At 38.9% G+C, this 23,725-nt stretch carries 25 protein-coding genes; 12 read left to right on the forward strand and 13 right to left on the reverse strand.

Annotation, left to right across the window (positions count from 1 at the left end):
- The 4 genes from ATS74_RS00665 to lpxC all read left to right on the forward strand — a co-directional run bounded on the left by ATS74_RS00665 (window position 1) and on the right by lpxC (window position 4,293).
- Window positions 1–777, forward strand: a complete 777-nt coding sequence (locus tag ATS74_RS00665) for a cell division protein FtsQ/DivIB (protein ID WP_058547024.1) — start codon at window positions 1–3, stop codon at window positions 775–777.
- On the forward strand, window positions 774–2,006 hold the full coding sequence (gene ftsA, locus ATS74_RS00670) for a cell division protein FtsA (RefSeq protein WP_058547025.1): 1,233 nt from the start codon (window positions 774–776) through the stop codon (window positions 2,004–2,006). Before ATS74_RS00665 ends, ftsA begins: the two co-directional genes overlap by 4 nt.
- Window positions 2,007–2,027: 21 nt before the next feature.
- The gene (gene ftsZ / locus ATS74_RS00675; RefSeq protein ID WP_058547026.1) at window positions 2,028–3,275 is read left to right on the forward strand and encodes a cell division protein FtsZ; all 1,248 of its coding nucleotides are present in this window, start codon (window positions 2,028–2,030) and stop codon (window positions 3,273–3,275) included.
- A gap of 106 nt (window positions 3,276–3,381) precedes the next feature.
- Window positions 3,382–4,293, forward strand: coding sequence for a UDP-3-O-acyl-N-acetylglucosamine deacetylase (gene lpxC, locus ATS74_RS00680; protein ID WP_058547027.1), 912 nt, complete (start codon window positions 3,382–3,384; stop codon window positions 4,291–4,293).
- Window positions 4,294–4,373: 80 nt separating this feature from the next.
- Here lpxC and yjjG read toward each other — a convergent pair whose 3' ends face one another.
- From yjjG to ATS74_RS00695, 3 genes are all read right to left on the reverse strand, one after another.
- On the reverse strand, window positions 4,374–5,048 hold the full coding sequence (yjjG, locus tag ATS74_RS00685; protein ID WP_058547028.1) for a pyrimidine 5'-nucleotidase: 675 nt from the start codon (window positions 5,046–5,048) through the stop codon (window positions 4,374–4,376).
- A gap of 18 nt (window positions 5,049–5,066) precedes the next feature.
- Window positions 5,067–5,606, reverse strand: coding sequence for an inosine/xanthosine triphosphatase (gene yjjX, locus ATS74_RS00690; RefSeq protein WP_104642016.1), 540 nt, complete (start codon window positions 5,604–5,606; stop codon window positions 5,067–5,069).
- 64 nt (window positions 5,607–5,670) lie between these two features.
- Complete coding sequence (locus tag ATS74_RS00695) at window positions 5,671–6,570, reverse strand: phosphoribulokinase (RefSeq protein WP_058547029.1); 900 nt, start codon at window positions 6,568–6,570, stop codon at window positions 5,671–5,673.
- 117 nt (window positions 6,571–6,687) lie between these two features.
- On the opposite strand from ATS74_RS00695, the gene ATS74_RS00700 reads away from it, so the two are divergent.
- Complete coding sequence (locus ATS74_RS00700) at window positions 6,688–7,560, forward strand: TolB family protein (RefSeq protein ID WP_058547030.1); 873 nt, start codon at window positions 6,688–6,690, stop codon at window positions 7,558–7,560.
- Window positions 7,561–7,624: 64 nt separating this feature from the next.
- A complete protein-coding gene (locus tag ATS74_RS00705; RefSeq protein ID WP_058547031.1) occupies window positions 7,625–7,990 on the forward strand; it encodes a hypothetical protein in 366 nt (121 codons plus the stop codon).
- Between the two features lie 104 nt (window positions 7,991–8,094).
- On the opposite strand, the gene ATS74_RS00710 is transcribed toward ATS74_RS00705, so the two are convergent.
- The 6 genes from ATS74_RS00710 to ATS74_RS00735 all read right to left on the reverse strand — a co-directional run bounded on the left by ATS74_RS00710 (window position 8,095) and on the right by ATS74_RS00735 (window position 13,598).
- A complete protein-coding gene (locus tag ATS74_RS00710) occupies window positions 8,095–10,668 on the reverse strand; it encodes a M1 family metallopeptidase (RefSeq protein ID WP_058547032.1) in 2,574 nt (857 codons plus the stop codon).
- Window positions 10,669–10,827: 159 nt separating this feature from the next.
- Window positions 10,828–11,508, reverse strand: a complete 681-nt coding sequence (locus ATS74_RS00715; protein ID WP_058547033.1) for a hypothetical protein — start codon at window positions 11,506–11,508, stop codon at window positions 10,828–10,830.
- A gap of 158 nt (window positions 11,509–11,666) precedes the next feature.
- Window positions 11,667–12,017, reverse strand: a complete 351-nt coding sequence (locus ATS74_RS00720; protein WP_058547034.1) for a DUF2750 domain-containing protein — start codon at window positions 12,015–12,017, stop codon at window positions 11,667–11,669.
- Window positions 12,018–12,034: 17 nt separating this feature from the next.
- Window positions 12,035–12,613 (reverse strand): glutathione S-transferase family protein, encoded by a 579-nt coding sequence (locus tag ATS74_RS00725; protein ID WP_058547035.1) that lies wholly within the window; start codon window positions 12,611–12,613, stop codon window positions 12,035–12,037.
- Between the two features lie 57 nt (window positions 12,614–12,670).
- Complete coding sequence (locus ATS74_RS00730; RefSeq protein ID WP_058547036.1) at window positions 12,671–12,952, reverse strand: peptidylprolyl isomerase; 282 nt, start codon at window positions 12,950–12,952, stop codon at window positions 12,671–12,673.
- Between the two features lie 79 nt (window positions 12,953–13,031).
- Window positions 13,032–13,598, reverse strand: a complete 567-nt coding sequence (locus ATS74_RS00735) for a glutathione peroxidase (RefSeq protein WP_058547037.1) — start codon at window positions 13,596–13,598, stop codon at window positions 13,032–13,034.
- An 81-nt stretch (window positions 13,599–13,679) separates the two neighbouring features.
- On the opposite strand from ATS74_RS00735, the gene ATS74_RS00740 reads away from it, so the two are divergent.
- The 3 genes from ATS74_RS00740 (at window position 13,680) to ATS74_RS00750 (ending at window position 17,466) form a co-directional block, all read left to right on the forward strand.
- The gene (locus tag ATS74_RS00740) at window positions 13,680–14,165 is read left to right on the forward strand and encodes a GNAT family N-acetyltransferase (protein ID WP_058547038.1); all 486 of its coding nucleotides are present in this window, start codon (window positions 13,680–13,682) and stop codon (window positions 14,163–14,165) included.
- A gap of 123 nt (window positions 14,166–14,288) precedes the next feature.
- Window positions 14,289–16,283, forward strand: coding sequence for an ATP-binding protein (locus tag ATS74_RS00745; protein WP_058547039.1), 1,995 nt, complete (start codon window positions 14,289–14,291; stop codon window positions 16,281–16,283).
- Window positions 16,284–16,338: 55 nt separating this feature from the next.
- The gene (locus tag ATS74_RS00750; protein ID WP_058547040.1) at window positions 16,339–17,466 is read left to right on the forward strand and encodes a response regulator; all 1,128 of its coding nucleotides are present in this window, start codon (window positions 16,339–16,341) and stop codon (window positions 17,464–17,466) included.
- A gap of 33 nt (window positions 17,467–17,499) precedes the next feature.
- On the opposite strand, the gene queG is transcribed toward ATS74_RS00750, so the two are convergent.
- The 4 genes from queG to ATS74_RS00770 form a co-directional block, all read right to left on the reverse strand.
- Entirely contained in the window at window positions 17,500–18,633 is a 1,134-nt protein-coding gene (gene queG / locus ATS74_RS00755) for a tRNA epoxyqueuosine(34) reductase QueG (RefSeq protein ID WP_058547508.1), read from the reverse strand.
- A 66-nt stretch (window positions 18,634–18,699) separates the two neighbouring features.
- Window positions 18,700–19,920 (reverse strand): methyl-accepting chemotaxis protein, encoded by a 1,221-nt coding sequence (locus ATS74_RS00760; RefSeq protein ID WP_058547041.1) that lies wholly within the window; start codon window positions 19,918–19,920, stop codon window positions 18,700–18,702.
- Between the two features lie 48 nt (window positions 19,921–19,968).
- A complete protein-coding gene (locus ATS74_RS00765; RefSeq protein ID WP_058547042.1) occupies window positions 19,969–20,664 on the reverse strand; it encodes a glycerophosphodiester phosphodiesterase in 696 nt (231 codons plus the stop codon).
- Window positions 20,661–21,527, reverse strand: coding sequence for a DMT family transporter (locus tag ATS74_RS00770; RefSeq protein WP_058547043.1), 867 nt, complete (start codon window positions 21,525–21,527; stop codon window positions 20,661–20,663). The genes ATS74_RS00765 and ATS74_RS00770 overlap by 4 nt, the downstream gene beginning before the upstream one ends.
- 157 nt (window positions 21,528–21,684) lie before the next feature.
- Between ATS74_RS00770 and ATS74_RS19975 the strand changes: the two genes are divergently transcribed.
- From ATS74_RS19975 to ATS74_RS00785, 3 genes are read left to right on the forward strand one after another with little or no spacing between them, the layout of a single operon-like run.
- Window positions 21,685–21,855 carry a hypothetical protein gene (locus ATS74_RS19975; RefSeq protein WP_201023011.1) on the forward strand — a complete coding sequence of 57 codons (171 nt, stop codon included), beginning with the start codon at window positions 21,685–21,687 and terminating at the stop codon, window positions 21,853–21,855.
- Window positions 21,852–22,955: a sensor histidine kinase gene (locus tag ATS74_RS00780; RefSeq protein WP_058547045.1), complete on the forward strand. Its 1,104-nt coding sequence runs from the start codon at window positions 21,852–21,854 to the stop codon at window positions 22,953–22,955. The genes ATS74_RS19975 and ATS74_RS00780 overlap by 4 nt, the downstream gene beginning before the upstream one ends.
- The gene (locus ATS74_RS00785) at window positions 22,952–23,566 is read left to right on the forward strand and encodes a response regulator transcription factor (RefSeq protein WP_058547046.1); all 615 of its coding nucleotides are present in this window, start codon (window positions 22,952–22,954) and stop codon (window positions 23,564–23,566) included. Before ATS74_RS00780 ends, ATS74_RS00785 begins: the two co-directional genes overlap by 4 nt.
- The last annotated feature ends 159 nt before the right edge of the window (window positions 23,567–23,725 follow it).

The following is a 23,725-nucleotide window of genomic DNA, read 5'->3' on the forward strand; positions in this document are numbered from 1 at the left end:
ATGCATCCCCTTTTAGAAAAAGCTCAACAAATCAAGCTGAAACTAAATTGGTCGCTGATTTTTGGGGTGAGTTTTTTTCTGGTAGTAGTCATTGGCCTGGTGCAAATTACTACGGGTGTATCAGATTGGCTAGTAGAGAACAAAGATGCGCAAATAAAGCACTTAATTGTGCAAGGGCATCCAAAGTACACTGATGAAACAGCAATTATAAAAGCAATAAAAAAAGCAGACTTAAGTAGCTTTTTTGAATTAGATGTAAAGCATGTGCAGCAGCTTGTTCAAGATTTACCTTGGGTTGCTACTGTTTCAGTACGAAAACAATGGCCAGACACCATACAAGTATATGTTGTTGAACATGAAGCCGTAGCCCATTGGAATAGTGACTTATTGCTAAACCAAAGTGGCCAAGCGTTTCAAGCAAGTAGTGATAAGTTACACGACTTACCACAATTATATGGCCCTGAAGGCAGCGAAGAAGAGGCATGGGTTGCGTTTAAGCAATTTGATGAAATGCTAAAGGTAAATAACCTGACGCTTTCAAGTCTTGCCCTCTCTGAGCGGTTTTCGTGGCAGTTATGGTTAGATAACGGAATACGCTTAGATTTAGGGCGTAAAGATAAAGCCAAACGCGTACAACGTTTTATAGATGTTTACCCGCGAATGGAACAACGTGCAGATGCACAAGTAGATACAATCGATTTACGGTATGATACCGGCCTTGCTGTGAGCTTTAAGCCACTGCAAGAAGAACAATTACAAAATAAGAGTAAGGCATGACTAAGTCAGCAGAAAGAAACCTCGTGATTGGATTAGACGTTGGTACCTCGAAAGTGGTTGCCACGGTAGGTGAAATCACCGCAGATAACAAGCTCAGCATTGTTGGTGTGGGCAGCCAAGTATCTCATGGTATGGATAAAGGCGGCGTTAACGATTTAAACTTAGTGTCTGAGTCGATTCGCCGAGCTATTGATGAAGCCGAATTAATGGCTGATTGTCGAATTAGCTCAGTGTACTTGGGGATTTCTGGCAAACATATTCAGTGTCAAAACGAAAGCGGTGTAGTTGCAATCAATAACACCGAAGTGACAGATGAAGACATTGAAAACGTCATTCATATTGCGCGTTCAGTGCCTATTTCTGCAGAGCGAAAAATGCTACATGCATTACCGCAAGAGTACAGCATCGACATGCAAGAAGGGATTAAAAACCCACTAGGCATGAGCGGCGTGCGTATGGAAGCACGAGCACACATCATTACGTGTTCGAACGACATGGCTAAAAACATTGAAAAATGTGTTCAGCGCTGCGGATTAGAAGTAGATCAACTTATATTTACGGCACTGGCGTCGTGTTACTCAGTTTTAACTGATGACGAAAAAGAGCTAGGTGTAGCCGTACTTGATATTGGTGGTGGTACAATGGATATCACCATTTATATTAATGGTGCTCAGCGTCATTCAGCTGTTATTCCAGTGGCTGGTAACCAAGTGACGGGGGATATTGCAAAAATATTTCGTACACCTATATCACATGCAGAGTCACTCAAAGTACAATACGCATGTGCAAATAGCCAAATGGCCAGTAGTGAAGACACTATTGAAGTACCAAGCGTAGGTGGGCGACCTGCAAGATTAATGTCGCGTCATACGTTATCTGAGGTTGTTGAACCTCGTTTTAGAGAATTATTTGAATTAGCGATGGAAGAAATTCGTCGTTCAGGCTTAGAAGACCAAATTGCCGCAGGCCTCGTTATCACGGGCGGGACTGCTAAAATGACTGGCGCTATGGAAGTGGCAGAAGACATCTTTCAAATGCCAGTAAGAATAGGCAAACCAATCGGGATGGTTGGTTTGACAGACTATGTAGATGATCCTTCGTACGCAACCGCTGTTGGTTTGTTACAATACGGGCGCACTATGCAATCGATGAATGCACAAAAGTCGAAAGCAGAGGATAACAATAATTGGTGGAACCGCATTACTAAATGGTTCCAAGGCGAGTTTTAATACTCAAGTCGGAGAGTAAACATGTTTGATATGATGGAACAGCACGGCGAAGAAGCCGTAATAAAGGTAATTGGCGTGGGCGGTGGCGGCGGTAACGCTGTTGAGCACATGGTAAAACAACAAATTGAAGGCGTACGTTTTATTGCCGCTAATACGGATGCACAAGCATTACGTAATTCAGCAGCAGATATAACGGTACAGCTTGGCACGCAAATAACCTCTGGGTTAGGTGCGGGCGCAAACCCAGAAGTAGGCCGTCAATCGGCTGAAGAAGATGCAGAAACTATTCGTGCGAGCCTTGAAGGTGCCGATATGGTATTTATTGCAGCGGGTATGGGCGGTGGTACGGGTACTGGTGCAGCACCAGTGGTTGCTAAAATCGCTAAAGAATTAGGTATTTTAACGGTTGCAGTAGTAACACGTCCTTTTGATTTTGAAGGTAAAAAACGTGCCGCTGCGGCTGAACAAGGTATTAATGAATTGTCAGAAATTGTAGACTCACTTATTACAATTCCGAACAATAAATTGCTTAAAGTTTTAGGAAAAGGGACTACACTTCTAGATGCCTTCGCTAAAGCTAATGACGTATTATTTGGCGCAGTACAAGGTATTGCCGAGCTGATTACACGTTCTGGTTTAATTAATGTGGATTTCGCCGACGTACGTACAGTAATGTCAGCGATGGGTACTGCTATGATGGGTACTGCTTCTGCGTCTGGACCTGATCGTGCACAAGAAGCTGCTGAAGCCGCAATCTCAAGCCCATTACTAGAAGACGTTGATTTAACTGGTGCTAAAGGTATCTTAGTTAATATTACCGCAGGTATGGACATTGCGATTGAAGAGTTTGAAATTGTTGGTAACCACGTTAAGGCGTTAGCGTCTGAAAATGCAACAGTTGTTGTTGGTGCGGTTATTGATCCAGAAATGAGCGACGAGTTACGTGTAACGGTTGTTGCAACTGGTTTAGGCGGCGATCGTCGTCCACAATTTGGTATTGTTGATAACGGTATTAAAAAGGCATCAGGTTCTGATGTTACTGGTTCATCAAACCAAACAAGTAGTATGTACGTACCAAGCTTTGCAAGCCAAGGTACAAGCTCTGAAGAAAGCACTGCTAGCACGCAAGTAGAAACTAAAGAACAAACAGAATCTACTAGCTCAAGCAGTTCAACTAGCTCTTCAGCGCAAAATAGTAAAAAAGCGGATAAATCAGAAGGTGGTGATTATTTTGATATTCCTGCTTTTTTACGTAAACAGGCTGATTAACATTTAATAATACTTTTGTTTGAAATATGTACAAATATTGAAAGGCAAAAGGATTTATGTTACACTCCGCCGTCTAACTGTAACTGATTTTAAAGTGAGCGAACCTATGATTAAACAGCGTACGATTGCACAAGTAGTCAAAGCCATAGGAATTGGACTTCATAAAGGTGAGAAGGTCACAATAACTCTCCGACCTGCGAGCGCAAATACTGGGATTGTATTTCGTCGTGTCGACCTTGATCCGGTTGTTGAATTTGAAACAACACCTGAAGCCGTTGGTGATACACAGCTATGTACCTGTTTAATTAACAAAGATGGCGTTCGCTTATCTACTACTGAGCACTTAATTGCAGCTGTTGCCGCAATGGGTATTGATAATCTAATTGTAGAATTAGATAGCTCAGAAGTGCCAATTATGGATGGTAGTGCATTACCATTTATATACTTGTTACAAAAAGGCGGTATAGAAGAGCAAAATGTCGCGAAACGCTTTATTCGTATTAAAGAAAAAGTACGTATTGAAGAAGGTGATAAATGGGCTGAAGTAGAACCATATGATGGTTTTCATATCGACTTTGAAATTGCTTTTGATCACCCGGCAATTAATGAAAGCCGCCAACGTGTTGGTTTAGACATTACGGCACAAAGCTTTACTGAAGAAATTAGCCGCGCACGTACTTTTGGTTTTATGAAAGATATAGAATACATGCATGCTAACAACCTAGCACTAGGTGGTAGCATGGATAGCGCAGTAGTACTTGATGAGTTTAAAGTTTTAAACCCTAATGGTTTACGCTACAGCGATGAGTTTGTTAAGCATAAAATACTAGACTGTGTTGGTGACATGTTTATGACAGGTCACAACCTTTTAGGTAAAGTAACGGCATTTAAATCGGGTCACGATTTAAACAACAAGTTACTTCGCAAAGTTATGGCTACAGAGTCAGCATGGGAGTGGGCAACATTTGAAACGCCTGTTACGATGCCTGCACCCGGCCTTGAGTTAGCGACTGCCTAACTTAGTATTTTAAAAATACACGCTCACAAACAGTTATAAAAAATGACGCTTATTAGCGTCATTTTTTGCTTTTAATTTAACTAAATTTTAAGAATGGACTGCAATTGATCTAAGGTAGTTATTGTGTAAGTGGGAGTTATCCCTTCAGGTAACTGCTCACCAGGGTGTTGCAACCAACAGGTATCAATACCAACATTATTACCGCCAAGTACGTCGCTTGAGGCAGTATCACCCACCATTAAGATCTGGCTTTTATCAGGGTTACCCATAAGCTCAAATGTGTGCTCAAAAATAGCTTTATTAGGTTTTGCTATACCTACTAGCTCTGATATTACCAACCACTCAAACATATTTTTTAAACCAGTGTGTTCTAAGCGCACGGTTTGTAGACGGGCAAATCCGTTAGTTATGATACCTAATTTAGCATGTGGCTTTAGTTTATTTAAAAGCTCTACGGCGCCAGGCAAAGGCTCGCAAATTTGCGCCATAGAATCTAAAAAAGCATCATTTAATTCTTTTGCTGGTACATTTAGTTTTTCAGACCACTCGTTAAAGCGGGTTACTTGTAAATAATCGGCACTAATAGTGCCATTTTGGTAATCAACCCATAGTTGCTTATTAGTTTTCTGATAGTGTACGTAGTCGTCTTTAGTAAATTGTATATCATATGCTTTAAACATACGGGTCATACCCGCGAGAATATCAAATCTAAATAATGTTTCGTCGGCATCAAACAGTACATAACTGTATTTCATTAAACTTCCTAAATTAATTCATTTGTTATACAAAGCAGGGTGTAAAAAAGGCGCCATTGCTAAAGTAAGTGCTTGAGTATAAGTACTTTCACGGGTTGCATGGTTATTTGTAAGAAGCCCAATAGCGCCGCCTTTTTGCTTAATATTTTGAGTATTAAAGGCTTTATCCATCACATCGCCAAGTTCTTCACCGTTTAATAGCGCGTTATACAAAACTTGAGGTAAAGGTAAATTGCTACTGCGTCCTACAGATTGCTCTGAGCCGTTATTAATTACCACATAGGCAAAGGTTGCTGCACCGTAACTAAATTGCTCTGCACCGCCTTCCATTGCGCAGTAGTAGTGTGCTTTGTAGGTGTCTTTGCAAAAGGCTACCCTGTTTTGTGCACCAATGCGTGTTTGCTCTTCACCAATAGGCTGATCTGGCACATTAGATGGGGCATCAACACCTTGGCAATCAATTTCATGATCCGGGAAATATATTGCAAAAATATGTTTAGCCGCGTTAATTTTTACGGGGTTTTTAGAACCCACTACAATTTTTAATGAGTACAACACAATGTCCCTTATTGTTACTAAAAATCAGCAGTGTACGTGAGAGAGCTCAATCTTAGAAGAGGCGTTAAATAGGTATATCAAGAGGTGCTAAGTTTTCTAAGGCACGCTTTTTAATAATAATATCTTTAATAAGAGGAGTAAGAACCAGCTCCATTGCTAAACCCATTTTACCACCGGGCACCACAAGTGTATTAATTCGCGACATGAAGCTGCCTTCAATCATTTGTAAATAATACGGAAAATCAACATCATCAATTCCCCTAAAACGAATAACGACAAAGCTTTCATCGAGTGAAGGAATATCTTTTGCACTAAAAGGGTTTGATGTATCAACAGTTGGTACGCGCTGAAAGTTAATATGGGTACGTGAAAATTGCGGCGTAATATGGTTAATGTAGTCGTCCATACTGCGAACAATTGAATCCATTACTTTTTCACGAGAGTGGCCACGGTCTTGAGTATCGCGGATCAGCTTTTGGATCCATTCAAGGTTAATTATAGGTACCATGCCTATAAGTAAATCAACGTGCTTAGCTACATCATGATCTTGATCAACTACACCACCATGCAGACCTTCGTAAAACATTAAATCTGTACTCGATTCAAGATCTTGCCACGGTGTAAACGTACCCGGTAATTGGTTATAAGGTACTGCTTCGTCAAAAGTATGTAAGTAACGACGTAGCTTACCTTGGCCTGTTTCGCCGTATTGGTTAAATAATGTTTCTAGTGCGCCAAAGTCGTTAGCTTCTCGGCCAAAGTAGCTAATATGCTTACTTTCTTGTTGGGCTTCGCGTATTTTTTTATCCATTTCAGGGCGAGTGTAACGGTGAAAGCTATCCCCTTCGACAAAAGCTGCATCTATATTTAGGCTACGAAAAATGTGTTTAATTGCATTGGTTGTAGTAGTAGTACCCGCACCAGAAGAACCTGTAATAGCAATGATAGGATGTTTAGCTGACATGTTTTTTTCTCTTTTTTAGGACCACGTTAGTTATAAAGAGTTTACTGGCTCTGCTCAAGTGACGCCACCAGCAAATAACGTTATCATGAGGTGCTTAAAATTAAAACGAGAGAAAGCATGAAACTTATTAAACCATTGCTTGGACTATTTTCAATAACGGCGCTTAGCCTAAGTATGGCGCAGGCTAGCATGCCTAAGAGCCAAATATTACTAGCAGATTTAAATACACCTTATGGGGTACAGGTTAAGGTAATAAGCGATAAAAAGAGCTATAACAACCAACCTTATTTAACTAATTCGGGTATTTACTTTACCCATGAAGTTATCTCTAATCAGCATAGCCAAACAGATATTGCGTATTACGACTTAGCTACAAAACAAGTTAGCAATCTTACAAACTCACCTGTAAGTGAATATTCCCCAACAGTTATGCCAAACGAAAAGAGTTTATCTGCCATTGTGGTTGAGTCTGACTCTAAGCAAAAACTATGGCAATACCCGTTAGATACACAGCAAAGCCCAAGTCGTATTTTTGATTGGATAGAGCCTGTAGGCTACCACGCTTGGGGTATTCAAAATGATTTAGTCATGTTTATATTAGGTGAACCGCATACACTGCAATACACCTCTGTAGAGGCTGCAAAAGGGCATATTGCGGCAAGTAATATTGGCCGGACGTTAATTTATAATCATTCAATGGCTAAATTTTTATTTAGTTACACTAAAAATGATCAGCATATTTTAGCGAGTTTTAATGTACAAACTAAGCAAGTTGAAGACTTACTAAGGTTACCAGCTAATGTACAAGATTTTATTTTAAAAGATGATGCAACGATTGCTTATGCAATTAAAAACCGTGTGTATCAACGTCAACTTACAGGTAAGAATGAGGTTTCTCAGTGGTTAGATTTAAGTACTTACTGCGATACTACAATCACTCGTATGAGCTATAACAGTGATAAGCTCGCTTTTGTGTGTGATGTAAAATAAATTCGGACTTTGCAGTGCGTATACGTTACTGTATTGCGCAACTTACTATTATAGGATTTACAACGTGGCCTACAGCGCAGAAGAGCTTACAGAGCAACTCATTAAATTACAGTGCAGAAGTAATTTTAAAATTAAGAACATTGCAGAGTACATGTTAGTAAACTCTAAAGAAGCGTTTTACACTCACAGCGAAAGCGGTAAAGGTAAAATTGTAATTCGACCAGCATTCGAAGTGTTTAGTGATGACTTTAGTGATATAGACGGAGTTGTTCGCGCTCCCGGTTATTTTCACAGTAGTGAAATGACCCGTTTTCCAACGCGTATATTTAAAAGTGCTCAGCCAATTCATTACGGCGTGGCGTTTAAAATAAACTCAGAGCAAGCTGCAAAAGACTTTATAGCTAAATTAACTATGATCATTGGTGGTTAATAAAAGGCTTAGTTAAGCAAAAACTTGGTTAAGATACTTATTAAAAAGCCGCTGAATTTATATTCAGCGGCTTTTGTATTTTTATAGTTTAATGAATCTAAGAATTACTTACTTTTTAAGAAGCTATTAACCGATTCAAGCTCACGTGTTTTAAGGGCGATACAATCATTTGTGCTTTCTTCAAGCTTACTTAATGTACGCGCATAACCAGCTACATCAGCTACTTTTTCGTTAAAAAATACTTTTGTTTTAGCTAGACTTTCTGCATTACAGCTTGCAGTTGTAAAGTACGGTAAGTTAGGAATAAAGAACGGTGGCAAGCTTGCAGTTACTTTATCGTAATTGCTGTATACCCAATCTATAAATAGCGCTTGGCGTTCGTCTGTATAGCTTTGACCAGATAAAATAGTGCGCATATCAGAAGCCGTTACTTCGTCCGTTAGACTATAAGCCAATACTGCTTTTTGAAGCTTTGGTTCGCCAAAAAAGCTCATTGCAGCAAGCATATTAGTACGTACTTGCGGATCTTTAGTCGTTTTAAACGTCGTCATGAATTGATCAAGTAATGCTTCATCACCATGAAAAGCGGCAAGTGTTAAGTAGGTGCCTGCTAAATAAGGGTCTACCTTTTGCGGATCTTTTAAGTAAGCTTGTGTTTGCTCTTTTGCTTTATTTATTACATTTTGATCTTCGCCATCAAAACCTAAACGAGACACAACCGCTGCTCTTAACTGTGAAATAGCACCGTCTTCACCGGCTTTCGCTTCTAGGCCATATTTTTTAGCCGCAGGCGTTACAGCACCACGAATAAATTCAGGCCATAGATCTTTATTGCTTTGATCTTTAAAGGTGCGCTGCTGCGATACTAAATAACCCAGTGCAGTATTAGCTACGCGAGGATGGCTATCACTTACAAATACTTCAAGCGTTTGCATTAATTTTGCAGCAGATATAACACCCGCATCAAGTAATGCATCAGTAGCTGAAAGCAGTGCTAGGCGCTCGCGATCACTTAGTACGCTAGGGGCTTTTTTAATGAGTGCGCTAAATTGTGCATCATCCATTACCCAACGGTAGTAGCCTAAAGCACCTTGGTCAGGATAAATCCACTCAGGTTCAAAATCTAGATCAAGAGTTTGGCTTTGTTTATTGAGTAAAATATTAGCCGTTTTTACTTTATCGCCCGCGCCATATTTTATAGCTACAGGTACATTCCATAGCTGTGCAGGGGCATCAACCCCAGCGTTTGCAAAACGGCTTTGCGAAATAGTAAGCTTCTTACCTTGCTGTTTAACATTTACTAGCGGAAATGAGGATTGCTCAATAAACGATTTTAAAACACTTGCTACATCTTTATTTGACGCTTTACCTAACGCTTCCCATAAATCTGCAGCTTCAGCGTTTTTGTATGAAAATTCTTTTAAATAGCTCTGAATACCTTTTTGAAATGCATCTTCGCCAATCCAGTTTTCAACCATTGCAAGTACTGAGCTACCTTTAGAGTATGCTAAGCCTAAGCCATCCATAATATCGGCTTCGGTTTTAATTGGCTTACGTATAGGTTTAGTACTTAGGCGAGCATCAAGTGCCATTACGTTGTTTTGTGGTAAATCAAGGTGTGATTCAAACTCAGGGTTAAGCTGCTTAGTAATTTTAGCCGCCATCCAGCTTGCAAATGCTTCGTTAAGCCATAAGTCGTTCCACCACTTCATGGTTACCAAGTTACCGTACCACTGGTGAGCAAGTTCGTGAGCAATAATAGACACGTTGCGCTGCTTTTTACTACGTGTTGCTGCTGCTAAATCAACAAGTAAAATATCTTCACGGTAAGTTACCAGGCCTGAGTTTTCCATTGCGCCAAACGGGAACTCAGGAACAGCAACAGAGTCTAGCTTCTTGTAAACATAAGGAATACCAAAGTAGGCTTCGAGTGCGCCCAGTACTTTTGGCATATTTTCTTTAGCGTATTTGGCTAAGTGAATTTTACCTTGTGGCGTAATAACACGACCAGGAATAGGCATGCCTTCAATGTTTAACTCTTCAAACGGGCCAACAGCCATCGCTACTAAATACGATGGAATTGGCGGTGTTTTATCAAAATAGTGGGTGGTCATATTGCCGTTAACCGTTGTTTTAAGCTCTGGCGTATTGGCATATACTTTTTGAGACGTAGGTGCGGTAATTGTTAGTTGAAATGGAATTTTATAATTTGGCTCATCAAAAACAGGAAATGCACGGCGTGCATCACTCATTTCAAATTGAGTGAATAAATAAGGCGTGCCTTGGTCTAACGTTTTATATAAGCCTACACTTTGGCGGTTATAAGGCGCAGAAAAGTCAACTTTAAGCGTGTATTTACCCGGCTGAATTTGCTCATTACAGCTAAATTTAACTTTACCGGTTTTAAGCATTTCATTGCTTAAATTACAGCTTTCTTCGCCAAGTAGTTGCGCCATTTTTACAGCGTAAGCTACGCCATTTAGCTCAATGTATTTTGTTGGTTTTAGTACTTCTAGGGCTATTTCAGTCATCCCTGTGAATGTATCTTGGCTTGGGTCGAGTGTTAACGATACCTGCTGTGAGCTTGGTTTTGCGAGTTTTTCAATAACGAATTCGTTAGCGTTTGCAGCATTCATTGCTAAAGCAACGCTCACCGTTAAGAAGCTTTTAAAAAACATAATAATCCCTAGATTGTTGTTGTTAGAAACTACTCTAAATAGGCTTTTTTATGCGTTAATTATTTAGAGTGTGGATATCCTAACAGCTTTTTAGAATGGAGTAATTGATTATAGCTTAGATAGAATAGTCAAAAAGAGGCTAAAGAGTAACAAAGTTTGTCAGTGGCTTTCACGAAGGGTAAAACGAGTCCAATGCACGTGAGGGTTAATAATACGAATTTGCTGAATCACATTATTTAATAATGAAATGTCGTCAAATTTATCGTGCTGATATTCGTTAAAGCCCATTAAGTAATTAAAGGCATCTTTTGAGCTAGCTTGCAGCGCATAGATACGAATTTGTTGTTCAAAGTTAAGACGAAGACTACTAACAGCAGTTTTCATTCCTAATTGATCTACATTAGGAATAGCGCATTTTTGCAAATACCCAGCGCGCTCTCCTTCACCTGAAAACCATATACGTACTTTTTCGCTATAGCGGCCTGTTTTGGCAGGTAAGTCGAACATTAAGCGAGTATGGTGATGGGCTTTTATAAATTCAATATAGTCATTAAAGCCTGCATCAACTAAGGCATGATGCACAGGTACTAAGCGTGGTTTTATTTTTCCGTGGGTATGAAAACTAAAGCATAAAATACCTTGCTCAAAAACAAGATCATCAAGTGTTAAACAGCCTATTTCGTCACTATACGCACCGCTATAATAAGCGATTAAAGGCAGCCAAAAGTGCCAGTGTTTAGCTTGCTCACGTGCAACTTTAACATCACCATATATATATCCATTATAAAGTGTATGCAGTTCCATAGCTGAAAAAGGGCGACGACCAAGATGGGTTTTCAACGTAATACCTTGAAAGTAATGACGTGTTCTATTTTATACTTAAACTATACAAAGATGCGAGTATCGATTCTAGAATTTATGTATTTAGCTGCAAACAAAAACACCCTGCATAAAAATAGGCAGGGTGTTTTTATTCGCTATCAGTTTTATAGCGTAATTTATTCGCTTAAAGCGCGTGCTAAACCTACGGGTTCTATTTCTACACATACTTGGTCGTCATTCCAATTTAGACCAACTAAAGCGCTATCTTCGTTTAAATCTTCAACCCAATCATCTAAAAACTCATCAAGATTGATTTCGGCCGGGCTATATTCTGCCCATTCGTCTTTACACTGGGCTTTAGCTGCTTCTTCGCTTTCCCACAAAAGTAATACGTCAGTTTCTGCAAACTGATTTGACTCACATACAACAAAGCCGCCATCATCGCTGCTTAGTGCCCATACTTGCTCGCTTACACGTACTTTTTCTACAAAGCTAACTAGTTGTGATTCTATTTCGATATCGCTCATGTGTTTACCTTTTTAAATTAGAGACTAGGACTGGTATTTATTGCTGCTTGGCGCTTGCTATATTGCTCATAAAAAGCAACAAGCTCACTGTGCTGACTAAAGTCAGTCAGTTCGCGAAAGCAAATCCAATCAAGCAGGCAGTATAAACTGATGTTGAGGTATTCACAGCTTTTAAATTCATCATCAGCTAAATGCGTATTTAAATAGCTTAATGTTTCAGCAATGCGTTCGTTTTGCAGATTAAAAAATAATTTATCGCTTTGAGTATCAAACCCTGAGCGTTTACAAATTGCCATTTCAACGAGCGAGTCGTTACAGGCATTAATGATTGTAAGTAATTGCTCTTGCGGCCATGAAAGATCGGGCTGGGCTGTTTTTTTAAGAAGGTAGCGTAAAATTGTATTTGAATCGCCTAACGTGAGATCGCCATCAACCAAAATAGGTACTTTACGTGCAGGGTTATTACTAGCAAGCGTAGGTCGGCCTTCTTCAGAAAATATATTTAAAGTAACAAATTCTAAATTACAGTTGTTTTCAAGTGCCCATATTCTTATGCGGCGAGCATAAGGTGAGGCATCAGTACCAATAAGCTTCATAATTACTCCTAAAAAAAGCCGCATAAGCGGCTTTTTGTTTGTTGCAATAACACAACGTTATTCTGAACGGCTTGTAACTTCAAGTAAATGATAGCCAAACTGTGTTTGTACAGGGCCTTGCACTTGATTGATAGGTGCAGAGAATACTACTTTATCAAACTCAGGTACCATCATGCCTGGGCCAAACTCACCAAGAGCACCACCATCTTGACCCGAAGGACAGTTAGAATGTGCTTTTGCTAATTCAGCAAAATCTTCGCCTTGCTCAATTTGTGTTTTTAGATCTAAGCATTGTGCTTCGCTGTCTACAAGTATGTGTCGTGCGCTTGCTACTGTCATTAAAATCTCCTGGATTTAAAGTGATGTTTTTTTAATCGAATGAAAACTAGTCTAGTCAGATTACACTAATTGTACCAGTTTAGTTATTAGATAGTGCTTTTTCAATTGCGTTAACTAAGCGTGCTGACGATGGTTCAGCTTTAGAGTTAAAGCGAGTAATTGTTTTACGATCAGCAGACACCAAATATTTATAAAAATTCCAATTAGGTGAGCTTGTTTGCTTATTTAAATGTTTAAATATTGCATTAGCATTACTACCACGTACTTCGCTGGTGGCAAACATAGGAAACGTTACGCCATAATTTATAAAGCATACTTTTGCTGTTAATTTTTCGTCATTTTCTTCTTGAAAAAAATCATCAGACGGAAAACCAAGCACTACCAATCCCTTATCTTTATATTCTTTGTAAAGTGCCTCAAGCCCTCTAAATTGCGAGGTAAACCCACAATTACTGGCTGTGTTTACAATAAGCAAAGGCTTATTTTTAAACTGGCATAAGTTAATCGTTTCCTCAGAGCGCAGCTTTCGTATATTTACATTGGTAAAGTCTTGGCATATTTGCTCGTTTTCAGCAGACGATGCGTATGCGTGCAATGGTATATTTATACATAACGCAGCTAACCCTAAAATAATTTTTTTTAGCATAACTTGCACCTACATTTACGATTGTTTGATAGGGGGAACATACGCTAATATGAACAAAATTGATCAACCCTTCAAGTAACTATGACAACTCGCCTTGCAAATATTAATGATTTAAGTGAAATAGTCGCTATTTATAACGAAACAATTGCGTCTCGAATGGTCACCGCAGATACCGAAGAAGTAAGCGTTGAACAAAAACGTGAGTGGTTTAATAGCCATACTGCAAATCGACCTATATATGTTTACTGCGAAGATGAAAAAGTACTTGCTTGGCTAAGTTATAAGTCGTTTTATGGGCGTCCCGCATACGACGGTACAGTAGAAGTAAGTATTTACATTACCAGCAAAGCACAAGGTAAAGGTTTAGGTAAAAAGTTAATGCAGTTTGCTCAAATTACAGCTAAGCAGTTGGGTATTAAAGTATTACTTGGGTTTATATTTAGCCATAATGTGCCAAGCATAAAGTTATTTAAGCATTTTGAGTTTGATGTATGGGGCGAATTACCCAATGTTGCCATTATGGATGACACACCATATAGCCTTACTATTTTTGGAAAACACCTTTAATTAAAGGTGTTTCATATTCGGGTAATATTTTTTTACAAAATAAGTACAAGGACTTATGCCAATTAAATAAAAATAGACTACGCTATTAACATATTAAGTTTATTAATTTTTAAGTGTAGCTTGATGATTCGAAAAATATTAATTGTTGATAGTAGCAGCGTCATCGCCATGAGGGTGAAGGTGCTTTTAGAATTAATAGGATGTGAAGTCGAATTAATTCATTTTAGCATGCTAGAAATGTACACCCGCATAGCTGACTATGACCTTGTTATAGTGGCCCATGGTGTACCTGTAGATGCTATTAAACCGCTTGCAAGCGAAGTTGCGCAAGAGCGCTTTATGCTGCTTGCACCAAAAGCAGAAAACGGTGAGCAGTTATCTGCCTTTAGTCAATTAAACCATGTTGCTCCCAATGCAACGGTGGTTTACCCGTTTTTTTCTAACAAAGAAATCACCTCGCTACTAGAGAGTTTATTAGAGCTGGGCTCAAACCATATATTAAAATTACCAACCATTTTATTAGTCGATCACATTCCTGAGCGCCTCGAGAAAATGAAAAACAGTTTGGTGGGTGCGCATATAGAAACACATACCGCCATTAACAGCGCCCAAGCACTGGAAATATGTAAAGATAAGCATATAGATATATTAATTAGCGACTTTATTTTAGATGATGGTACTGGGTTAGATATTTTTTCGAAATTAAAAGTAACTCAGCCGCACTGCCGTTGTTTATTATTTACCTCTCGCCCCGATCAAGTCTCGATGATAGAAGCTATTCGCCAAGGCGTAGAAGATGTACTAATAAAGCCTTTAAACGACAGCGTTTTATTACAGTCGGTCCATAAATTATGGCAAACAGAGTTACTAAAACGCCATAATGCAGAGCTTGTCGAAAGGTTGCAAGATACCGTAGATGCACTAATCGAAAAAGACAGCTTACTCCAAGTTATTTATAAACATACGCCAGACGCCATCATGTTATTTGAACGCAGTGGTAAAGTAATAGAAGCTAACGATGCGTGTTTAAAACTCTTTAATTTACCGTTTAATGAACTAGAGGGTAAATCTGTATTTACCTTTTTAGATGACGACTCTATTTGTGGTATAAAAGATAAAATTACAACACTAAATAGTAATCGCCAATTTAGCTGTGATTTACGGTTATCTAAAACGACCGGTGATTATATTCCGCTAGTAGGTTCTTTTAACGAAATAGATCACCACGGTGAAATTGCACTAGCTGTAATTTTTAAAAATGTAACTCATCTAAAACAAAAAGAAGACTTATTGCTAGAGGCCAAAGACGTACTTGAAGAGCAAGTAAGAGCGCGTACCTCACAGCTGGAACATGCTAAAAACGTAGCTGAAGCTGCCAATCTCAGTAAGTCAGAGTTTTTAGCGAATATGTCGCATGAGCTACGCACACCAATGCATTCAATATTAAGCTTTTCGCGCTTTGGTTTGAGCAAGCTAGCTGCAGGCGATTTTGCCAAAGAAAAACTCGTTAAGTACTTATCTCGCATTGAAAGTAGTGGCGAGCGTCTACTTTCGTTGCTAAATAACTTACTCGATTTATCTAAACTCGATGTGGGTAAATTTCCTTTTAATCCTCGGCCATATAATTTGGCAAATATCATTAAAACAAGCATTGATGATGTATCGGGTACTGCTATGGAAAAAGAAATTGAAATAGCTTTTACTGCACAACCACTCCCTGTTATTGCACAGTGCGATGAAGAGCAAATAAATCAATTACTACGAAATGTGTTAGGCAATGCTTTAAAGTTCAGTGAGCCAAAAAGTAAAATACAAGTAACCCTTGAGTCAGATCATAAGCTTGCCACAATAGAAGTAATCGATAACGGCATTGGTATACCTGAAGATGAGCTTGAACATATTTTTACCAAGTTTGCGCAAAGTAGCAAAACAAACAGTGGCGCAGGTGGTACCGGTTTAGGCCTTGCCTTGTGTAGAGAGTTTGTGTCTTTACACCAAGGTGAAATAACTGCGCAAAATAACGAAAACGGTGGTGCAACTGTATGCATACAAGTACCGCTGGAAATAAACCTAGATGAACATTTGGCCGAAGAACAATTAGAGCAGCAAAATCATTGATTGTTTTTTTGGCACGCCAAGTAACTTTTTGAAGAATTTGAATGGATGATAAATTATGGCCTTAACTAAAATTCTTGCCGTCGATGACGAGCCGTTTAACCTTGAAATAATTGAAGAGATTTTAGAAGAACTTGATTTTGAGTTACAAGTAGCAACCAGTGGCCCTGAGTGTTTAGAAATGGTTGAAGGCTATATGCCGCAAGTAATTTTACTTGATGTAAGTATGCCGCAAATGAACGGCTACGAAGTATGTAAAGCACTTAAAGCGAACCCAAATACAGCGCACATTATTGTCATGTTTGTATCGGCACGTGGCACGGTTGAAGAGCGAATGGAAGGCTACTCTGTTGGGGCTGAAGATTATATTGTAAAGCCGTTTGGCCACGATGAGCTCAAATCTAAACTTAAAAATTTAAACCAAGTACTTATTGAAAAACAAAGCCTTGAAAAGCAAGTTGAAGACGCGACCTCTACTGCATTTAATGCGATGGCCAACAGTAGTGAAATGGGCGAAATAGTTAATTATGTTGAAAACATCGGGTTTATTAACGAACCAGAAGAGCTTGGTAAAGCACTTATTGATTGCCTCAAGTCATTTGATTTACAAAGCAATGTTGAATTTAGACAAGGCGATGAAATCAATCACTTTGCGCTAAGTGGCGTATGCTCGCCTATTGTTGTTGAGCTATTTGAAATGCTTAAAAATAAAGGGCGCTTACATGAATTTTCGCATCGAATTTTAGTTAATTATGAACTGATCAGCCTGCTTATTTTAAACATGCCAGATCATGATCCAGACAAGCACGGACGTATACGCGATCATGTTTGTTTTATTGTAAGTGTTACCGAGCAGCAATTACGTGCAATTATGACCAAAAAAATGCTCGAGTCGCAGCAGGCAAAGCTCAATGCTGTTGCAAGTACGGTCCACAGTAAATTTCATGGGCTAATTAGCTTATTAAATGAGAACCGCCAAAGTAACGAAAGAGTATTTAAACAATTACAAGAAGAGCTTGAAGAGCGTATCCCCACAATGGGGCTAGATGAAGATCAGGAGGTGTTTATTTATAAAAAAGTAGATGAAACAATCCAAAATTCAATTGCTAGAGAGGAGTCTGTAAAACAAGTAAAAGCAGCCTTTGCTGAAATTGAGCAACATCTATCGTTGCTGTTAAAAAGCTAGTACGTTTAAATCTAGAGGTTTACTCCCGAGTATTTAAGCATCTCGGGGTAAACCTTTTTCTACAATTCTAATCAGCCTAAGGGTTTTACGAAGTTGCACACGCTGTTTGTCGTTTTGCTGTGTAAGTGCCCAATTAATATGCTCTAAAACAAGCTCGCTACATTTTAGTGCTTTATCTTCAAGGGCAAAAACTATCTTAGGGCTAAAATCGGCATTTCCCAAACCCACCGCTAAATTACGTAACCAACGCTCATGGCCAATACGGCGAATAGGGCTGCCTTCGGTGTTTTTTAAAAACGTTGCTTCATCCCAAGCAAATAACTCAAGTAAGTCTTTATCTTTTAATTGTGTACGAGGATGAAAATCTTGCTCATCGGTTATTTTTCCATAGCGGTTCCATGGGCATACAAGTTGGCAGTCATCGCAGCCATAAATACGATTACCTAATAAAGCTCTGTACTGCTGTGGTATAGCACCTTGGTGCTCAATAGTTAAATACGATATGCATTTACGTGCATCAACCACATAAGGCTCTACAATCGCACCTGTAGGGCAAAGCGTAATGCAGGCTACACATTTTCCACAGCCTTCAAAGGTGTTTTCATCATCAATTGGTAGAGGTAAATCAACAAATAACTCACCTAAAAAAAACCACGAACCGGCTTCTTGGTTTATTAATAAAGAGTGTTTACCACGCCAGCCTAACCCTGCTTTTTCAGCAAGTTGGCGTTCTAGCACCGGCGCTGAGTCTACAAATGGCCTAAAGCCATAAGCGCCTATTTCTTGTTCTATTTTTTGGCCTAGCTTTTTTAACCTATTACGCATTAATTTATGGTAATCGCGGCCCAAAGCATAGCGGCTAATGTAGGCTTTTTCGGTATTTTTAAGTGTTTTGGCAAAGCTTGCATCAGGGGGAAGGTAATTCATTTTTACCGAAATAACGCGCTGAGTTCCGGGTACTAGTTCAGCAGGGCGAGCGCGCTTCATGCCATGTGCCGCCATATAATCCATTGACCCGTGATAACCCGCATCAAGCCAGCGCTGTAATTGTGCTTCGTGTTTAGATAAATCAATGTCGGTTATGCCAACCTCGCTAAAGCCAAGCTCTTGCCCCCATACTTTGATTTGTTGGGCTAGTTGTTCATAATTTGGAGTAGGGTTGCTCACACACATTTCACGCTTAAATTAGTAGCCGCGTAATTTAACATATTTGCTGGTGGGCGAAAACGCCTGTTAAAGTACAAAACGCTTTAACTGTTGCTGGGTTTGTAAGCTTAATTGCTGCGATTTTTGGCAATCGTTAAGGGCTGTGTCTATTTGCTGTTTAGCTTGCTCACCAAGCGCTACAATCTGCTCTACTGATTGATGAGTTTGTGTTTGAGTGTTCTCCAACATATGTACTGCATTTACTATTTGCTGGAGTTGCTGCTGGTTTTGTTCAAACTCATTAAGCATTTTAGTAAAGCCATCAGATGTATTACTTATTGCGCTTTGCGCGCTATTAGAGTGGGCAATTAATTGCTCTGACTCTTTGTTTGTTTCACTTACTAGCTCGTTCATTTGATTTATAAAGTCGCTAATCTGCCTAGTTGCACCACTTACTTTTATTGAAAGCGTACGTACTTCATCAGCAACAACTGCAAAGCCTCTACCAGCTTCACCGGCTCTAGCCGCTTCAATTGCAGCGTTTAGTGCCAATAAATTAGTTTGATCAGAAAACTCTTCAACCATTTTTAATATGCTGCGAATGTTTTCGCTGTTTTCTTTAAGCCCTGCCACCGTATTTGAAAAGTTACCTAGCATATTGGTAATAAGTTTAACTTGTTCAACTAAAGCTAAAAGCTCTGATGCTGAGTGCTTTACAAAATTTAGGTGCTCATTATTTACCTCATGCACGCTGTCTGTGTTGCTTACTATGTTTTGTAAGCTTTGCGTTATTCGCATACTGGCATTAATAATACTGTGGCTTAAATTAATTTGCTGCTCACTTGATTGCTCAGTACTTTGCATAGACTCAGTCACTTGGGTATTACTGTGAGCACTAGCTTGAGCGCTATTGTGCGTAGTACTTAATAGCTCACTTAAATGAGTAGTAAATAGGTTGTATTGCGTACTTAAATCTTTAAATTCATCGTAAGAAAAATGAGGGAGTTTGGCTGCTAAATTGGCATCTTGCTGGTTTATTTGTATTAAGGTATCTCGCATTGCAGTTACAGGGCGTACAATTAAAAAGCGCATATAAAAAAGAGTAAAAACAAAGCCAAATATAATCACTAAAGTTAGCAACCAAAATAGCCCCGTACTTTGCTGTTGTTCGCTCAAGCTTTGGTATAACCAAAATAATGTAATTGCTTGAAACAAAAATACAAAGCTCAAGTTGCCAACTATTTTACGGGTTAGCGTAAAAAAGAATGTTTGTTCTACATAATTATAAATTTTCATAAAACTACTCATTAAACTCAAGCCCTGTAATTTTTATTAGCAATAGGTAAGCTACCTTTGCTATTTCGACGCTAAATAAGCTTTAGTTTGCGCAGGGTAATTAGTAAAAATTCCATCTACGCCATACTCAAGCATTAGTGTTATATCTTGCTCTTTATCGACCGTATAAGCATAAATCTTTAGGCCCCGTTTTTTAGCATCATCTGCAAATGCTTTATTTACAAAGCTTTTATCTACATGAACACTAAATGCATTTAGCTCTTGAGCAAATTTTGCATAATGTAGAGGAATCGACGATGTAAGTGCGCCTATTTTAAGCCATGGTAGTGCTTTTTTTAGGAACTGTAATTGATGATGATCAAACGACGACACTAAAACGTTATCTTTTGATATGTTGCCAGCTGCAATATTGTTCTCAAGTACAGCTGCAAACTTTTCAAGCTCAAAGGTGTGTTTAAGCTCTAAATTTAATAATGTTTTATTGTTATTCCATTCTAGTAATTGCTGAAGCGTAGGTATTTTTTCGCCGTTGCCCGCATCTAATTTAAATAAAGCTTGGGCATTAAAGGCCCTTACTTTACCTGTTCCGTTGGTGGTTCTATCGAGCCATGAATCATGAATAATCATGTAATCATCAAGCGCACTTTGAACGTCAACCTCAATGCCATCAATATCCGCTTTTAGTGCTTCTAAAATTGCGCTTTTAGTGTTTTCGGGGTAATCGCCGCTGGCACCTCGGTGTGCAAATACTTTCATTGTCGAGCCTTTTTAGTGATAGACCAGGTTTCAAAACATGCAGCACTAACAATAAGCGCACCGCCAAGGAGGGTCATTAAAGTAGGGCGTTCATGAATAATTACTATAGCCAGTATTGTGCCATAAAGTGGTTGTAAGCAAGAAATTAACCCCGCAGTTGATGCAGATAAATGTTTTAAACTGGCTGCAAATAACGAGTGCGGTGTAGCTGTAAAAATAATACCCGCCACAGCAATTAAAATTAGGTCGTGGTCGCTAACTTCATACACGGGAACTTCAATAAATGCGCATAACATTAAACTTGCCACTAAGGTTTGGTAAAACATAGTTTGTGGGCCGCCGTACTGGCTAAAGTAGCGCTTGTGGGTAATATTTCTAATTGAGAAAAACAAAGCCGATACAATCCCGGTAATTACACCAAGGGTTACATCGTCACCTAAATCGGCACTTGGTACGAGTAAATATATGCCCATTACTACAACAGCTGCACTTATTATATCTTTTGCTTGGGGCTTACTTTTATTAAATAGTGGTTCTAAAAAAACAGTCATCACGGGGTAGCTAAAAAAAGCCAGCATACCAATAGTAACACCTGCCATTTGCATGCCTGCAAAGTAAGTTACCCAATGTAAGCCTACTGCTACACCTAAAAATAGCGCTATTAAATAGTCTTTTGGCTTGTTGAGCATTATTTGTTTTTTTTGAAAGTACAGCATGGCGAAAATAGCCATACCAGCAATGGCGGTTCTATAAACAGTAATATCAAGCGCATTTAAACCGATTAGTTTTGCAAAAAGGGCAGTGCCCCCAAAAAGTAATACGGCAATATGTAAGTAAATTAAACTTTGCTGTTGTGGCTGCATTTAAACATCATCTCCTTTTTTTAATATGTTATCACTGGACGAACGCCTACAGGATGAAATTTATAAAACATGACAATTGTCAGCAAAGTTAATGACATTTCACACTCTTATTAATTTTGGGCTTTGGCATAGTTACCTTACTTACTTGGAGGTTGCTATGAATACATTAGTTTTAATAAGCCTAGCTATTAGCGAGTTTTTAGAATCACTTAGCTTTAGTGTTTCAATAAATGATTACTTTATACTCATTAGTATTTTTGTGTTATTTATATTTATTAATAAAAATAATGCTTTAAATAAAAATAATAACTTAGAGGTATGGGTATGAGTGAAGTAAACACACTTTCAAAACCAACAGGTAAAAATTTTTGGAAATACGCGCCATTAATTTTTACGGGGTTTTATTTATTACCAACGCTTTTTAACTTATCGCATTTGCCGGTAAATACAATTGTCATGAGCGTGGCGTTTTATATTGTATTTATTTTGCTTTACATAAAAGCAATGAACTGTGAAACAAAAGCTATCTCTAAACTGTTTATAATGATGTTAGCGGTTTGCTTTAGCGCCACATTTTATACCTCAGGCACTTCTACTTTGTACGGTTTTATTACCTTTATCGCGGGTGAAGCATATAGTAAAAAACAGAGGTTGTACGCTGTTTTTAGTGTTGCTTTCACGGTGTTATTAAGTGCTTATTTAGCTGATATGGAAAACGTAAAGTTCTTTTTAGCGGGTACGTTATTAATTTCAGGCGCTTTATTTGCTTTTGGTATAGCAACCCAAAAAGAGCGTCGGCATAAAAAGCGTGAGCAAGAAAGTGCTAACCAACTAGAGCAGTTAGCGGCCATTGCTGAGCGTGAACGAATAGCGCGCGACCTGCACGATATTTTAGGCCATTCACTTTCATCAATTGCGTTAAAAGCAGAGCTTGCCAATAAATTAAACCAAGGTGAGCGCTATGAGCAGGCAAATAACGAAATAGCCCAAGTAGCCGATTTAGCTAGGCAGTTACTTAGCGATGTAAGAAATGCAGTAAGCGATTTAAAACAACTTAACTTAGTAAGCCAAATAGCGCAGCTTAAACAAAGGCTTATAGAGCAAGAGTTTAACGTTACATTTAACGTGGTTTTAAATACTTTGCCCGCTAAAGTAGAAGGCTTAGCAGGCCTTATAATTAAAGAAGCCGTTACTAATTTACTGCGCCATAGCAGTACAAAAAACAGCGAAATAAATATAGAGCAAACAGCGCAGCAATTACTTATAACGGTTATCGATCATGCACCTTGCAGCACGTTAAACGCAGGCAATGGCTTAAACGGTATAAAAGAGCGCGCAGAGCAACTTAATGGTAGTGCTAGTTTTACATGTGGCGAGCGCTTTACTTTAAATGTAATACTGCCAATTACAGCTAAGGATTTACAATGATCAAAGTATATTTAGTGGAAGATCAAGCGCTGGTTCGCGACGCAGTTGCTGCTTTGCTAAGCCTTGATTTTAATATTGAGGTAATAGGCCAAGCAAGTAACGGCCAAGATGCGCTAACAGCAATTACTAACCTTACAGACGATAGCATGCCAGATATTATTTTAACGGATATCGAAATGCCTAACATGAATGGCATAGAGCTGAGTGAGCAAATAGCGGTAAAGTTTCCTGCTATAAAAATGGTAATAATGACCACGTTTTCACGAGCGGGATATATAAGGCGCTCATTAAGTGCGGGTGTTAAAGGGTTTATATTAAAAGAAGCCCCGAGCGATGAGCTTATCAACGCGCTCAAAAAAGTAATGCAAGGGCAAAAGGTAATAGACCCAGAGCTTGCTATTAACGCCCTAGACGACGCCGATCCACTGACCGACAAAGAACGCAAAGCACTCAAGCTTGCAAGCGATGGTCTTAAAACAAGTGAGATTGCTAAGCAGCTTTTTATAAGCGAAGGCACTACGCGTAACTATTTGTCTGATGCTATAGCCAAGCTAAACGCAACAAACCGTGTAGATGCCGCGCGTATTGCAAGGCAAAAAGGCTGGCTTTAGTATCCATTTATTAAAAACAAATTTGCTATCGCGTCAAATAACTCTCTAATTTAATGCGATAGCCATAAGCCACACAAATAACGCAGGAGGGGCTCTTAACTTGTTTTAGGTTTATAAATTATAAGTAAAGTATTACTATGTTACTTATAAAAGTAACGA

Origin of the sequence: Pseudoalteromonas sp. H103 (assembly GCF_001469205.1) — a bacterium.
In the GTDB taxonomy this organism is placed as follows: domain Bacteria; phylum Pseudomonadota; class Gammaproteobacteria; order Enterobacterales; family Alteromonadaceae; genus Pseudoalteromonas; species Pseudoalteromonas carrageenovora.